The organism is Micromonospora sp. R311 (genome assembly GCF_056780015.1).
On record NZ_JBSWCE010000006.1, the window covers coordinates 61,287 to 75,251 of the forward strand.

Consider the following 13,965-nt stretch of genomic DNA (forward strand, 5'->3'; position numbering starts at 1 on the left):
CGGACCGCCGCCGGCCACTGAGCACCTGGTCAGCCCGGCGAAATGGGGATAACTCCCCCGGCGTACCCAACGGGAAGGTCACGACCACTTGACCAGGTGTCGCAATCCCCGTACCGTCACGCTCCGTAGCGATAGCTGGGAGAACCCCGAGCAGCACTGGGAGTGTCCGAATGCCCTCTGAATACGCCAAGTCGCTGGGCGCCCGCCTGCGCTCCATCCGCCAGCAGCAGGGCCTGTCCCTGCAGGGGGTGGAGGAGAAGTCGAACGGGCGGTGGAAGGCGGTGGTGGTCGGCTCGTACGAGCGCGGCGACCGGGCCGTCACGGTGTCCAGGCTGGCCGAGCTGGCCGACTTCTACCGAGTTCCCGTCTCGGAGCTGCTGCCCGACGGCAGCGGGGTGCGCCACGAGCCGACCAGCAAGATCGTTCTCGACCTGGAGCGGCTCTACGACGAGGCCTCGGAGGACCTGGCCTACGTCGCCCGGTACGCCCGCGCCATCCAGCAGCAGCGCGGCGACTACAACGGCCGGGTGCTCTCCATCCGCGCTGACGACCTGCGCGCGCTGGCGATCGTCTACGACGCCTCGCCGTCCGGCCTGATCGAGCGGCTGACCGAGCACGGTGTGCTGGTCGCCGACCCCCGGGCCTTCTTCGCCTCCTGACCGCTGTCGCACCGAAAGGGCCCGTGCCGTCCGGCACGGGCCTTTCGTGGTCGGTGTCGCTTTACGCGGGAGGCGGACCGGCCGCGGTCAGCGGGTGGCGTACTCCGCGATCCGGCCGAGCACGCCGTTGAGGAAGCGCGGCGAGTCGTCGGTCGACATCTGCCGGGCCAGCTCCACCGCCTCGCTGATCGCCACCGCGTCGTCGATCTCGTCGACGTAGAGCAACTCGTAGACGGCGGTCCGGGCCAGGTTGCGGTCGACCGCCGGCATCCGGTCGAGCGTCCAGCCCTCGGCGTAGCTCGCGATCAGCTCGTCGATCCGGTCGAGGTGGGCGGCGACGCCCTCGACCAGGCTCACCGTGTAGTCGAGGTGCTCCGGGCGGGGCTTCTCGATCCGCTCGAGGTAGCCCGCCAGCACCTCCACCGGCGGCCGGTCGCGCAGGTCGGCCTCGTAGAGCACGTCCAGCGCCCGCTTGCGCGCCTTGCGGCGCGCCGGCATCTGCTGTTTGGGACCCTCGGCCATCAGGCGCGGCCGAGGTAACGGCCGTCGCGGGTGTCGACCTTGATCTTCTCACCGGTGGTGATGAAGAGCGGCACCTGCACGGTCGCACCGGTCTCGACGGTGGCCGGCTTGTTGCCGCCGGTCGAGCGGTCGCCCTGCAGACCCGGCTCGGTGTAGGTCACCTCGAGCACGACGCTGGTGGGCAGCTCGATGTAGAGCGGGACGCTCTCGTGGGTGGCCACCGTCGCCTCGGCCTCGGGCAGCAGGTAGTTGGCCGCCTCGCCGACGGTGCCGCCGGGGACGGTGATCTGGTCGAAGGTCTCCAGATCCATGAAGACGTAGTCCTCGCCGTCGGCGTAGAGGTACTGCATGGTGCGCTTGTCGACGGTCGCGGTCTCGACCTTGGTGCCCGCGTTGAAGGTCTTGTCGACCACCTTGCCGGAGAGCACGTTCTTCAGCGTGGTACGCACGAACGCACCACCCTTACCGGGCTTGACGTGCTGGAACTCGACGACGGACCAGAGTTCCCCGTCGAGGTTGAGTACCAGGCCGTTCTTCAGGTCGTTGGTGGTGGCCATTTCCTGCCTTGATCATCAATTGGCGGACAGACCTGGCAAGTCTACTAGCTGCGCCGGATGCCGGTGCCCGCCGTAGCCCCTCGCCGGCCGCTGCCGCCAACCACCGCCGGCCCCTGGCGGTTGCGACGGGCACGGCCGGGCCGGCTCAAGGTGCCGGAGTTGGTGGAGGCGACCGCTCCCCGCCGTCGGCGGACGCCGCGACGACAACGCCACCGACCGTGGCCACCCGCCCCCGGAACCAACCCCACCCATCCCCCTTTGCTCTGCTTCAACCCACGCAACGGTTACCGCCGGTAGGCGACCTGCTCCGGAGGCCCCACGGGAAGTCCCAGATCAGCGGGTGCTGCGTCGGTTGAAGCAGAGCAAAGGGGCCGGGGGCGGGGTGGTCGCCCCGACCCCGCGGTGAAGGCCGGTGACGACCGGTGACGGCCGCGGCGGAGCCACCGTCGGTGACGAGGGCGACGCCGGCGACCGTCAGTCAGCTCCCTGGCCGGTCCGAGCGGCCAGGTGGTGCAGGGCGAGGCGGTAGCCGTCCACGCCCAGCCCGCAGATCACCCCGGTGGCCACCGCGGAGACCACCGAGTGGTGCCGGAACTCCTCCCGGGCGTGGATGTTGGAGATGTGCACCTCGATCAGCGGCCCGCGGAGCATCGCGCAGGCGTCCCGGACCGCGTACGAGTAGTGCGACCAGGCGGCCGGGTTGAGCACCACCGCGGCGCCCTCGTCGGCGGCGGCGTGCAGCCAGCCGAGCAGCTCGTGCTCGGCGTCGGTCTGCCGGACCGTCACGTCTAGGCCGAGCTCGCGACCGGTCGCCTCGCAGAGCGCCACCAGGTCGGCGTAGGTCGTGGCGCCGTAGACGGCCGGTTCGCGGGTGCCGAGCCGGCCCAGGTTCGGCCCGTTCAGCACATAGACCCTCATGACCCGACCTCGCGGTAGGCGGCGTGCAGCAGCGCGTCGTCGGGGCCCTCCAGGATCGCCGGCCGGGCCAGCCCGTCCAGCACCACGAAGCGCAGCCTGTCGCCCCGGGCCTTCTTGTCCACCCGCATCGTGGCCAGCAGCTCCGGCCAGGCGTCCGCCCGGTAGCCGGTGGGCAGGCCGAGCGCCGCCACGGCGGTGCGGTGCCGCCGCGCGGTGGCCTCGTCGAGCCGGCCGGCGAGCCGGGCCAGCGTGCCCGCGTAGACCAGGCCGACGGCGACCGCGTGCCCGTGCCGCCAGCGGTAGCCCTCCACCTTCTCGATCGCGTGGGCCAGGGTATGCCCGTAGTTGAGCACCTCGCGCACCCCGGACTCGCGCAGGTCGCCGGAGACCACGTCGGCCTTGACCCGGATCGCCCGCTCGATCAGCTCGCGGGCCACCGGGCCGGTCGGGTCGACGGCCGCCGCCGGATCCCGCTCCACCAGCTCCAGGATCACCGGGTCGGCGATGAACCCGCACTTGACCACCTCGGCCATGCCGGCGGCCAGCTCGGCCGGGGGCAGGCTGTCCAGGGTGGACAGGTCGCAGATCACCCCGGCCGGCGGGTGGAAGGCGCCGACCAGGTTCTTGCCCGCCGCGGTGTTGATCCCAGTCTTGCCGCCCACGGCGGCGTCGACCATGCCCAGCAGCGACGTCGCCACCGGCACCCAGCGCACCCCGCGCAGCCAGCAGGCCGCGACGAAGCCGGCCAGGTCGGTGACCGCCCCGCCGCCGATCCCCACCACGCCGTCGTCGCGGGTGAACCCGGCCTCGCCCAGCCGGTCCCAGCACGCGCCGGCCACCTCGAGCCGCTTGCCCGCCTCGGCGTCCGGCACCTCGATCGGCAGCGGCCGGACGCCGGCGGCGCGCAGCCGCTCGCCGAGGGCGTCGGCCAGGGCCTTGAGCGGGGGGGCGTACAGCAGCGCCACCCGGGTCGCGCCGGGCAGCAGCCGCGGCGGCCGATCGAGCAGGTCGCGTCCCACCAGCACGTCGTACGGGCGCTCGCCGCCGACCGGGATCCGGGTCACCTCGTCCATCGCCGGCAGCCTAGTCCAGGCCCGGCCCGGCCGGTGGCGACCGTCCATCCGGTGGTCGGGCCGCCCAGCCGGCGAGCCGCCGGGCGTGCGCGGCGACCGCCTCGCGCAGGGCGTCCGGGCGGAGCACGGTGAACGGCCAGCCGAGGCCGGCGAGCAGCTGCGCCATCCCGTCCAGCCGCTCGACCCGGGCGCGCAGCAGCACCCCGTCGGCGGTCGGGGTCAGCTCGGCCACGCTGGGCGGGACCCGGCGTCGGGCGGTGGCCGGATCGGTCTCCAGCAGCACCTCGACGTCGTGGGCGTACGGCACCCCGGCCAGTGACCGGGTCACCTGGGCCACCGGGTCGAACCCGGCCGGCACGTCGAAGGTCTCCCCCTCCGCCACCACCTCGCCGATCCGGTCCAGCCGGAAGGTGCGCACCTCGCCGCGCAGCTGGTCGTGGCCGATGACGTACCAGCGGCCGGCGTGGAACACCAGGCCGTACGGGTCCAGCCGGCGGTGCGACGCGGCGCCGGCGAAGGACCGGTAGGCCAGCCGCACCCGGCGCCGCTGCCGGGCGGCCGCGGCCAGGGTGAGCAGCGTCCCGGTGGCCGGCCGGGCGGCGTCCTCGGCGCGCCGCAGGGTGAACCCGAGGTGCTCCTGCACGGCAGCGAGCCGGTCGGCGAGCGCCGGTGGCAGCACCCGGCCGATCTTCGCCAGCGCGGTGGCGGTGGCCGGTTCCTCGGTGCCCAGCCCGAGCCGTTCGGCGGCGACCAGGCCGAGCAGCACGGCCACCGCCTCGTCGTCGGTGAGCATCAGCGGCGGGAGCTTGTAGCCGGGGCGCAGCCGGTAACCGCCGTACCGGCCGCGGTCGGCGGTGACCGGAATGCCGAGGTCGACCAGGGTGGTGGCGTAGCGGCGCACGGTCCGCTCGTCCACGCCGAGGCGGGCGGCCAGCTCGGCGCCGGTGAGCCGGTGGTGGCTCTGCAGCAGCTCCAGCAGCCCGAGCACCCGCCCGGCCGGATGTGACACAGGACACTCCTTGAATCCGGGCGGAAACCGTCCGGATTCAATCGTACGGTATCCCGGACCGACGAGAGAGGGAGATCCAGATGGCGACGTTCGTGCTGGTGCCGGGGTTCTGGTTGGGCGGCTGGGCGTGGCGGGAGGTGACCGCGACGCTGCGCGGTCAGGGCCACCAGGTCCACCCGGTGACCCTGACCGGGGTGGCCGAGCGGGCCCACCTGGCCGGGCCGGAGGTGGGCCTGGAGACGCACACCACCGACATCGTCCGGCTGATCGAGGTGGAGGACCTGCGCGACGTGCTGCTGGTCGGGCACTCCGGCGGCGGCCTGCCGGTCACCCAGGCCGCGGACCGGATCCCGGACCGGATTGCCCGGGTGGTCTACGTGGAGAGCGTGCCGATGCCCGACGGGATGTCCCAGTTCGACAGCAACCCGCCGGAGGAGCAGGAACGGCTGCGCGCGCGGATCGGTGCCGGGCACCTGCTGCCGCCGCCCGCCTGGGACCCGGCCGAGGATCCGGAGAACCTCGCCGGCCTGGACGACACCGCGCTCGGGCTGCTGCGGGCGCGGGCCACGCCGCACCCGCTGCGGGCCGCCACCGACCCGGTCCGGCGCACCGGCGGGCGGCCGGTGCCGACCGCGCTGGTCGCCAGCACGTACCCGCTGCCGGTGGTGGAGGAGATGATCGCGCAGGGACACCCGTTCATGGCCGGTCTGGCCGGTGGCCAGCTGCACGCCCTGCCCACCGGGCACTGGCCGATGCTCAGCGAACCGAAGGGCCTCGCCACGGTGCTCGACACGATCGCCCGGAGCTGACCCACGGCGCCGCCGGCCCGGTGCCCGGGCCGGCGGCGCCCGGTCAGCGCTTCAACAACGCGACGATCTCGGCGGCGATCTCCTCCGGGGTCCGCCCGTCGGTGACCACCGTCGCGGTGGCCACCTCGGCGTAGAGCGGGCGGCGCTGCTCCATCAGGTGCTTGAGCGTCGCCCGCGGGTTGAGCGCCAGCAGCGGCCGGCCGGCGCCGAGCCCGACCCGCTTCACCGCGTCCGGCAGCTCGACGGAGAGGTGCACGACCGGGTGCCCGACCAGCGCGGCCCGGTTCTCCTCGGCGAGGACCGCGCCGCCGCCGAGGGCGAGCACCCCCGAGCAGGAGGCCAGCGCCGCCGCCACCGCGGCCCGTTCGAGGGTACGGAAGTGCGCCTCCCCCTCGTCGACGAAGATCTCCGGGATCGGCTTGCCGGCGAGCCGCGCGATGTCGGCGTCGGTGTCGCGGAACTCGACCCCGAGGGCGTCGGCGAGCGCCTCACCGACAGTGGTCTTGCCGGAGCCCGGCGCGCCGACGAGCACGCACACCGGCCGGGTCGGCCCGGTCACCGGATCACCAGCGAGTCGAGGTAGCCGGCCAGGTTGCGGCGCATCTCGGCGACCGAGTCACCGCCGAACTTCTCAACGGCCGCCTCGGCCAGCACCAGGGCGACCATCGCCTCGGCGACCACCGCGGCGGCGGGCACCGCGCAGACGTCCGAGCGCTGGTTGATCGCGGTGGCCGGCTCACCGGTGGTGACGTCGACGGTGGCCAGCGCCCGGTTCAGCGACGAGATCGGCTTCATCGCCGCCTTCACCCGCAGCGGCTCACCGGTGGTGATGCCGCCCTCCAGCCCGCCGGCCCGGTCGGTGACCCGCCGCACCCCGGTCGCGGTGGGGATGATCTCGTCGTGCGCCTCGGAGCCGCGGGAGCGCGCCTGCTGCCAGCCGTCGCCGACCTCCACCCCCTTGATGGCCTGGATGGACATCAGCGCGGCGGCCAGCCGGGCGTCGAGCTTGCGGTCCCACTGCACGTGGCTGCCCAGCCCCGGCGGCACCCCGTACGCCAGCACCTCGACCACGCCGCCGAGCGTGTCGGCGGCCTTCTTCGCGGCGTCGACCTCGGCGACCATCCGGGCGCTGGCCTCCGGGTCGAGGCAGCGCAGCGGGTCGGCGTCGATCCGGGCGGCGTCCTCGGGGCGGGGGCGCAGCCCGGGCTTCGCGGCGACCGGGCCCAGCTCGACCACGTGCGAGACGATCTCGACACCGAGCGCCTGGCGCACCAGGGCCTTGGCGACGGTGCCGACTGCGACCCGGGCGGCGGTCTCCCGGGCACTGGCCCGCTCCAGGATCGGCCGGGCGTCGGTGTGGCCGTACTTCTGCATGCCGGCCAGGTCGGCGTGGCCCGGCCGGGGCCGGGTCAGCGGCGCGTTGCGGGCCTGCCCGGCGAGCTCCTCCGGGTCGACCGGATCGGCGGCCATCACCGTGCGCCACTTGGGCCACTCGGAGTTGCCGACCCGGATGGCCACCGGGCTGCCCAGGGTGACCCCGTGCCGGAGCCCGCCGATGATCTCGACCTCGTCCTGCTCGAACGACATCCGGGCGCCCCGACCGTAGCCGAGCCGGCGCCGGGCCAGCTCGCCGGCGATCTCGCCGGTGGTCACCTCGACCCCGGCGGGCAGCCCCTCGAGCATCGCGACGAGGGCGGGTCCGTGCGATTCACCTGCAGTCAACCAGCGCAACACAGCGCTCAGTCTGTCACGCCCGGTGGTCGCCGCGGCGCCGCGCCCGCCGCGTCCCGCCCTGCGGACGCGCCCGGCGCCGGACGGGGGGTGCCACCTCTTGTGGCGAACCCGTACGATCATGGCGGCGCGCCGGGAAGTCTGGTCGGCAGATCCTTCGTCGACCCCATTTTCGGGAGTTTCCGGTGCTGCTCTTCGCGTTCGCGGCGGTCCTGCTGCTCGCCGTCCTGCTCTCCAGCCTGGCGCACCGGAGCATCCTGTCCACCGCGGTGCTGTTCCTGGTCGCCGGTTTCGTGCTGGGCCCGGAGACCACCGGGGTGCTGGAGATCACCTCCGACGCCCCGATCGTGTCGACGCTGGCCGAGCTGGCGCTGTTCACCGTGCTCTTCACCGACGGCATGCGGGTCGGCTGGGCGGACCTGCGGTCGGCCTGGCGGCTGCCCGGCCGGGCGCTGGGCTGGGGCCTGCCGCTGACCCTGTTGATCACGGCGCTGCTGGCCCACTACGTCGCGGGGCTGGACTGGCCGGAGGCACTGCTGCTCGGGGCGATCCTCGCCCCCACCGACCCGGTCTTCGCCGCGGCGCTGGTGGGCAACGAGCGGGTGCCCGGCCGGCTGCGGCACCTGCTCAACGTCGAGTCCGGCATCAACGACGGCCTGGCGCTGCCGTTCGTCATCCTGTTCCTGGCCGTGGCGGCCGGCTCCGACGACCTGCACCTGGACGAGCTGGGCCTGGAACTGCTGCTCGGCGTGGTGATCGGGGTGGCGGTGCCGTGGCTGGCACTGCGGCTGGAGCGGATGCGGTTCTTCTCCGCCTCCACCCAGTACGAGCCGCTGAACGGGGTGGCGATCGGTCTGCTGGTGCTGGCGCTGGGCCAGGTCACCCACGCCAACCTGTTCCTCGCCGCGTTCGCCGCCGGCATCACCGTGGCCACCTTCGGCGAGCGGCAGCGGGAGAGCTTCGAGCACTTCGGCGAGCTGGTCGCGGAGCTGTTCAAGCTGGTCGCCCTGCTGGTCTTCGGCGCGCTGATCTCGTTCGAGTTCCTCGGCGAGATCGCCTGGTCGGGGTGGCTCTTCGCGGTGCTCGCCATCGTGCTGGCCCGGCCGCTGGCCCTGGCCGTGTCGTTCCTCGGCTCGCGCCTGAGCCGTACCGAGCAGTTCGCCGCGATGTGGTTCGGCCCGAAGGGCTTCGCCTCGGTGGTCTACGGCCTGCTGGTGCTGGAGGCCGGCATCCCGGCCGGCGACGAGGTCTTCCACCTGGTGGCCCTGACCATCGTGCTGTCGATCCTGGCGCACTCCTCGACCGACATCGTGATCGCCCGGATCTTCGACCCGGCCACCACGCCGGCCTGGTACGAGCGGCTGCGCCAGGCGTCGGTGCAGCGGCGGGACCGCCGCCGGGAGCGCTGACCGCGGCACCCGCGGGGCCACCCCGGTGGCGCCGCCCGCGTCCTCAGGGCTTGCGGATCGCGATGATCGATTTCGTCAGGCCGAGCAGCCGCTCGTTCCGGATGACGGCCTCGGGGAAGAGATACCGCAGCTCGGCGCGGCCGATCAGCTCGGTGGTCAGCACCTGGCGCATGGCCGCCTCGTAGGACTTGCCGGGGGTGTACGCCAGCGGCCACTTCCGGGCGACCACCACCCGCGCCGACACCGGCAGGAACTGCATGCCGGGCGCCACCCAGTGCGGCTCGACCGGGAAGTACCGGTACGGCGTCTGCACCCAGTACGCCGGCGCCAGCTCGCGGATCGCCTCGGCCATCCGCCGGCGCCGCTCGTGCCCGCCCACGTGCTCCAGCACGCTGTTGCTGAAGACCAGGTCGTAGCGCCGGCTGAGGATGCTCTTCGGCAGCTCACAGGCGTCGGCGTGGTCCGCCTCGGCCCAGTCGGGCAGCTCCGCCGGCAGCGGCTCGAGGTTGACCACGTGCACGCGTGCCGGGCGGACCGGCACCCGGGCCCAGCTCTCCACCCGACCGCCGAGGTCGAGGACGGTCATCTCCGCGAGGTTCGGGAACGTGTCCGACAACCAGGCGGCGCGCCGCGCCCGCCGCTTCGCCCCGTAGGAGTTCGGCGAGTCGACCAGACGGAACCTGAGCGAGTGGAGGGCCATCGGCGGAGTCCTTGTCTACGGGGTCTGGGCCGGCCCGCTCCCGGGACGGCGGCGGGCAGGCAGTGGGCGCGGCTCAGATGCCCCGGCCGCGCTTGTGCAGGGTGCGCAGCACCGCGTCGGCCCGCACCATTCGCCCGGCCACCGCGAGCGCCAGGTAGGCCCGGGGCTCGCGCGGGTTGCGGCGGATGGTCCGGCGGGCCCAGCGCACCGCGCCCCGCCGGTCGCCGGAGGCGGCCCGGGCGAAGGCGATCTGCCCGGCGACCCGCGCCTCCCCGGCCGGCTGGGTGCCGAACTCGGGGTAGCGGGCCAGCAGCCACTGCAACGCCTCCGAGATGGTGTCCCAGCGCTGCGCGAAGTAGGACCGCTTGTGCCAGCGCACCAGCACGTACGGGGTGCGCAGGTTGACCAGCGGGGCGCTGCGGGCGGCCCGGAGCAGGAACTCGTAGTCCTCCGCGTAGCTGCCCGGGATCTCCTCGTCGACCAGCCCGAACCCGTCGCGCAGCGCGGCCGCCCGGATCAGGAACGTCGACGGGTGCAGCTCGGTCATCCGGTCGCGGAGCAGGTCGGCCAGGGCGACCGAGTCCCGGGGCAGCGACCGGTCGACGGTGTGCCCGTCGTAGCTGACCCGGATGCCGCAGCTGACGAACTCGCCGCCCGGCACGGCGGTGAGCGCCTCGACCTGGGCGCGCAGCTTGCCGGGCAGCCACTCGTCGTCGTCGTCGCAGAACGCGATCAGCTCCCCCTCGGCGGCCAGGGTGCCCGAGTTGCGGGCGCCGGCCAGCCCCGGGGTGCGCCCGTTACAGATCACCCGGACCGGGCGGCCGGCGCGGCCGAGGTCGGCCAGCGAGGCGTCCGGCTCGGACTGGTCGTAGACCACCACCACCTCGACCGGGCCGGGGTAGTCCTGGTCCAACACGGCCCGGACGGCGGCCCGCAGCAGCTCCGGGCGGGCCCGGGTGGGCACGACCGCGCTCACGCTCGGGAGTTCGGTCATCGCCGCGCTCCGTTCCGCCCGGGCCGGCGCCACGGCCGCCACCACGCCCGGTGCCGCCGCCGCGCCGCCGCGGCCACCAGGTCCTCGACGATCTGCCCGACCCGCCGCACGGCAGCCCGCTTCGCGTCGGCCGCGCCGGCGTCGGTGGCGACGGTGAACCGGCCGGGGTCGGCCAGGCCGGCGGTGAGGGCGGTGCGCAGCGCCTCCCGGGACTCGCAGAGCGCCACCATGCCGGCGGCGCCCAGCCGCCGGGAGAACAGCTGCTGGTGGTCGTCGACGTGCTCGCCGTAGGCCGGGTCGCGGGGCACCACGATCGGCAGGTGGCCGTGCCGGCGGGCCTCCAGGATGGTCGCCGGCCCGCCGTGACAGACCACCAGGTCGGAGCCGGCCATCGCGGCCTGCAGCGCGTCGTGGCCGAGGAAGGGCACCGCGTCGCGCCGGGCGGGGGCCGGGGTGTGGCCGTGCTGCACGGTGAGGTCGACCCGGTCGGCGACCTCGGCGTGCCACTCGCAGAGCCAGTCGACCAGCCGGTCGAACGGGTGCTTGTCGGTGCCGAGGGCCACCAGCAGGTGGATCCGGTCGACCTCGGCCGGGTCGCGGGGGCGGGGCACCCGGGTCGCCGGCTCGGCCCGGTTGGCCGGCCGCGCCGGGCGGTGCCCCGGCCGGCCCGGGGCGACCCGGTGCGCCGGGGCCGCGTCGGCGGTGCCGCTCACAGCAGGGTCCCCACGACGGTCGCCTCGGGATACTGCCGGCGCTGCTCCTCCCACTGCACGAGCATCGCGGACAGGAACGGGCGGCAGAGCCGGGCGGTCAGCGTCGGCGTGTCGATCCGGTCGTACACCTCGATGTAGACGGTCGGGATGCGACGGAGCCGGGCCAGCACGACGAACGGGACGGCGACGCCCGCGCCGGTGGTCACCACCGCGGCGACCCGCCGCCGGCGCAGCACCCGCCAGGCCAGTACCGCGTTGCGCAGCAGGTTGGGGACGTTGCGGGTGGTCGGGTGGTGGGCCGGCACCAGTTCCTCGCCGGCGAGCAGCGCCACCGCCTCGGGCGTGTCGAAGGTGACCCAGCACCGGCGCCAGCGTTCGTACCAGGACCGCAGGGCCAGCAACTGGGCCAGGTGGCCGCCGCTGGACCCGACCAGCAGCAGGACGGGAGGATCCCCGACATCCTCGATGTTCGTGTCCACGCGACTCCCCACAAGTTCGCTTGGAAGTACGGTCGGCGCCACGTCGAAGCAGATCACAGCTTTCCGGGCCGGTGTATAGGGCGACCGGACGGTCAACTGATCACCGTTCGTGGCGAAGGAGGTGCGCCGTCCGACCGCCGCCCATCGACGGTCGTCACGACCTGCGGTTTCCCGGTGACTGTCCGCTAAGGTACCTGCCGACGGTCCCGGTGATAAGACCCGATCAGCCGCTATGTCGTTTCTGGACGACGTCCAGCAGTGCGGGATGGAGGGTGCGGTTCCAGCCCGCCCCGGCGTCGGCCAGCCGCCAGGTGCGCAGCCACATCTCCACCAGGTAGGCGTCGGCGACCAGCCGGCGGGCGGCCGGGTCGAGGCCGAGCGCGGCGCCGTGCCGGGCGAGCTGCGCGTCGACCGCCCGCGCGGCCGCGGCGACCGGTTCGCCGCGCAGTATCACGGCCCGCTGGAACGCGTCGTGCGCCAGGTCGAAGCCGAGCGGCACATCCGGGCCACTGTGCTCCCAGTCCCAGGCGACCAACCGGCCGCCGTACCGGCCCAGGTTCCACGGCACCCAGTCGCCGTGCCAGTGTCCGAACTCGACCCGGGTGCCGCCGTGCCGGCAGGCCAGCGCCGCGACCGCGGCGACCGCCCGGGCGCCGGCCGGGTCCGCCGCGGCGGCGCGGCCGGCCGCGTCGACCAGCCGGGTCAGGAAGGCCGACCCGGCCAGCGGCTGCGCCGGTGCCGGCGGGCGACCCCGGCGGGCCACCGCGAGCAGCGCCGCGATCGCCGGCGGCGCGCCGACCGGCGTCCCCCGCACCGCCGGGGGCAGCGGCTCCACCAGCGCGACCGCCTGCCCGGCCCAGGACGTCTCGGCCAGCAGCCGGGGGGCCACCGGATGCCCCGGCACGCCGGCCAGCGCGGGCAGGTCACGCAGCGCGGCCGCCTCGGCGGTGACCAACGCCCGGGTGGCGCCGTTCCAACCGATCTTGGCGTAGCCCCGGGGTCGCCCGTCGGCGGCGAAGAGTTGCAGGGTGGGCTTGTGGTTCGGGTCCGGCGGGCGGACACCGCACGCGGCGTAGCCGGGCCCGCCGTCCAGCGCGGCGGCGAGCCGCTGCGCCAGCAGCACGTCGGCGGGCAGCAGCCCGGCGGGCAGCGACACGGTGAGGGTGGGGAACGGCAGCCGGTCGACCGCGCCGACCCGGGCCAGCCCGCCGAGCGCCGCCCGCACCGCCCGCACCTTCGGCGGGCGCAGCGCGTTGTACGCCAGCAGCGCGGCGGCCGTGGCCCGGGGCGCGCCGAGCGGCAGCAGGAACCGGGCCCGGCGCACCGACGGGACGATCGCGTACCGGGCGACGGGGCGGTGCCCCGGCGGCGGCGGAGCGCCCACCGTCAGGGCGATCCGTTCGTCGCCGAAGACCGCCCGGGTGACCCAGCCGAGCCCGTCCGCCCGGGAGCGGGGGTCGGTGGCGGTGCCGGCCGGCGCGGTCACGCCGCCCGGTCCGACCAGTCGAGTGCCAGCCCCAGCCGCTGCCGCAGCGCCTCGTTGTACGGGCGGTAGTACCCGGTCAGCTCCGCCCGCACCGCCGGCTCGAGCGGTGCCGAGCGGCGGTCGTTGTAGACCTTGAAGTCGGGCAGGTCGTACGGGGGCAGGCCGAGGAAGTCCAGGGTGCGGCGGTAGGTCGCGCGCGCGTCGGTGTAGAGGTCCTCGCTGGGCAGGAAGAGGATCCGCGACCGGTCGAAGCGCGCCAGCCACGGCTCCAGGTGCTCCAGGTACCGGCCCCGGGCCCGGTAGCTGTACCAGTCGTACGCCTGGCTGAAGTACTCCGGCTCGGCGATCAGCCGCTCCCGCTCCCCCGCCGTGCGCTCCTCCTCGGCGGCCAGCGCGGCGGCGAAGTCCAGCGGCTCGATGCCGTGCGTGCGGCGCTCCTTCCAGTGCGAGTACGCCCGCTCCACCGGGTCGCGCAGCAGCACGATCAGCCGCACCGCCGGCATCAGCGCGGCGACCCGCTGCGCCGCCAGGGGGTGGAACATGTACAGCGGGGCCGCCTCGCCGACCCGGACCGGTCCGCCGTACCGCCGTTCCAGCGCCTCGCGCTGCCGGACGGTCGGGAAGTGCGACCGGTACCACGCCTCCCCGCGCCCCCAGTGCTCCTCGAAGTAGTGCGCGGACTTGGTGTTCCAGGCCGGGAAAAGCCGGGGCACCAGCGGATGCCGGATGAGGTAGTTCCAGAGCGAGGTGGTGCCGCCCCGCTTCGTCCCGATGATCAGGAAGTCCGGCAACGGCCGCCGGTCGCTGGTGCGTACCCCGTAGTCGACGAGGCTCTCCCGCACCCGGTTGGTCACCTGGGTCGGCACGAGCTGCTTCACCCGGTCCCGGATGGACGACACGACGACC

At 74.5% G+C, this 13,965-nt stretch carries 16 protein-coding genes; 3 read left to right on the top strand and 13 right to left on the bottom strand.

What is annotated here, in order from left to right:
- Window positions 1-170 precede the first annotated feature (170 nt).
- Window positions 171-659, top strand: coding sequence for a transcriptional regulator BldD (bldD, locus tag AC1WTP_RS06605; protein ID WP_013285505.1), 489 nt, complete (start codon window positions 171-173; stop codon window positions 657-659).
- 87 nt (window positions 660-746) lie between these two features.
- On the opposite strand, the gene nusB is transcribed toward bldD, so the two are convergent.
- The 5 genes from nusB to AC1WTP_RS06630 form a co-directional block, all read right to left on the bottom strand.
- The gene (nusB, locus tag AC1WTP_RS06610; RefSeq protein WP_447137993.1) at window positions 747-1,157 is read right to left on the bottom strand and encodes a transcription antitermination factor NusB; all 411 of its coding nucleotides are present in this window, start codon (window positions 1,155-1,157) and stop codon (window positions 747-749) included.
- A 23-nt stretch (window positions 1,158-1,180) separates the two neighbouring features.
- Window positions 1,181-1,738: an elongation factor P gene (gene efp, locus AC1WTP_RS06615; RefSeq protein ID WP_111245702.1), complete on the bottom strand. Its 558-nt coding sequence runs from the start codon at window positions 1,736-1,738 to the stop codon at window positions 1,181-1,183.
- Between the two features lie 474 nt (window positions 1,739-2,212).
- On the bottom strand, window positions 2,213-2,656 hold the full coding sequence (gene aroQ, locus AC1WTP_RS06620; protein ID WP_481648331.1) for a type II 3-dehydroquinate dehydratase: 444 nt from the start codon (window positions 2,654-2,656) through the stop codon (window positions 2,213-2,215).
- Entirely contained in the window at window positions 2,653-3,729 is a 1,077-nt protein-coding gene (gene aroB, locus AC1WTP_RS06625) for a 3-dehydroquinate synthase (RefSeq protein ID WP_481648332.1), read from the bottom strand. Before aroB ends, aroQ begins: the two co-directional genes overlap by 4 nt.
- Window positions 3,730-3,739: 10 nt before the next feature.
- The gene (locus AC1WTP_RS06630; RefSeq protein WP_481648333.1) at window positions 3,740-4,738 is read right to left on the bottom strand and encodes a helix-turn-helix transcriptional regulator; all 999 of its coding nucleotides are present in this window, start codon (window positions 4,736-4,738) and stop codon (window positions 3,740-3,742) included.
- 80 nt (window positions 4,739-4,818) lie between these two features.
- On the opposite strand from AC1WTP_RS06630, the gene AC1WTP_RS06635 reads away from it, so the two are divergent.
- Window positions 4,819-5,547, top strand: a complete 729-nt coding sequence (locus AC1WTP_RS06635; RefSeq protein ID WP_481648334.1) for an alpha/beta fold hydrolase — start codon at window positions 4,819-4,821, stop codon at window positions 5,545-5,547.
- A 43-nt stretch (window positions 5,548-5,590) separates the two neighbouring features.
- Here the strand turns inward: AC1WTP_RS06635 and AC1WTP_RS06640 are convergent, their stop codons facing one another.
- Both AC1WTP_RS06640 and aroC read right to left on the bottom strand, forming a co-directional pair.
- Window positions 5,591-6,106 (bottom strand): shikimate kinase, encoded by a 516-nt coding sequence (locus tag AC1WTP_RS06640; RefSeq protein WP_481648335.1) that lies wholly within the window; start codon window positions 6,104-6,106, stop codon window positions 5,591-5,593.
- Window positions 6,103-7,281 (bottom strand): chorismate synthase, encoded by a 1,179-nt coding sequence (aroC, locus tag AC1WTP_RS06645; protein WP_481648336.1) that lies wholly within the window; start codon window positions 7,279-7,281, stop codon window positions 6,103-6,105. The genes AC1WTP_RS06640 and aroC overlap by 4 nt, the downstream gene beginning before the upstream one ends.
- 182 nt (window positions 7,282-7,463) lie before the next feature.
- Here aroC and AC1WTP_RS06650 point away from each other — a divergent pair, with 182 nt between their 5' ends.
- Window positions 7,464-8,687: a cation:proton antiporter gene (locus AC1WTP_RS06650; RefSeq protein ID WP_481648337.1), complete on the top strand. Its 1,224-nt coding sequence runs from the start codon at window positions 7,464-7,466 to the stop codon at window positions 8,685-8,687.
- 43 nt (window positions 8,688-8,730) lie between these two features.
- On the opposite strand, the gene AC1WTP_RS06655 is transcribed toward AC1WTP_RS06650, so the two are convergent.
- The 6 genes from AC1WTP_RS06655 to AC1WTP_RS06680 form a co-directional block, all read right to left on the bottom strand.
- Window positions 8,731-9,387, bottom strand: coding sequence for a methyltransferase domain-containing protein (locus tag AC1WTP_RS06655; RefSeq protein WP_481648338.1), 657 nt, complete (start codon window positions 9,385-9,387; stop codon window positions 8,731-8,733).
- A gap of 73 nt (window positions 9,388-9,460) precedes the next feature.
- The gene (locus tag AC1WTP_RS06660; protein WP_481648339.1) at window positions 9,461-10,381 is read right to left on the bottom strand and encodes a glycosyltransferase family 2 protein; all 921 of its coding nucleotides are present in this window, start codon (window positions 10,379-10,381) and stop codon (window positions 9,461-9,463) included.
- Window positions 10,378-10,956, bottom strand: coding sequence for a glycosyltransferase (locus AC1WTP_RS06665; RefSeq protein WP_481648464.1), 579 nt, complete (start codon window positions 10,954-10,956; stop codon window positions 10,378-10,380). Before AC1WTP_RS06665 ends, AC1WTP_RS06660 begins: the two co-directional genes overlap by 4 nt.
- Window positions 10,957-11,090: 134 nt before the next feature.
- Entirely contained in the window at window positions 11,091-11,573 is a 483-nt protein-coding gene (locus AC1WTP_RS06670) for a UDP-N-acetylglucosamine--LPS N-acetylglucosamine transferase (RefSeq protein WP_481648340.1), read from the bottom strand.
- 223 nt (window positions 11,574-11,796) lie between these two features.
- Window positions 11,797-13,059, bottom strand: coding sequence for a hypothetical protein (locus AC1WTP_RS06675; protein WP_481648341.1), 1,263 nt, complete (start codon window positions 13,057-13,059; stop codon window positions 11,797-11,799).
- On the bottom strand, window positions 13,056-13,958 hold the full coding sequence (locus tag AC1WTP_RS06680) for a sulfotransferase domain-containing protein (RefSeq protein WP_481648465.1): 903 nt from the start codon (window positions 13,956-13,958) through the stop codon (window positions 13,056-13,058). Before AC1WTP_RS06680 ends, AC1WTP_RS06675 begins: the two co-directional genes overlap by 4 nt.
- Between the last annotated feature and the right edge of the window lie 7 nt (window positions 13,959-13,965).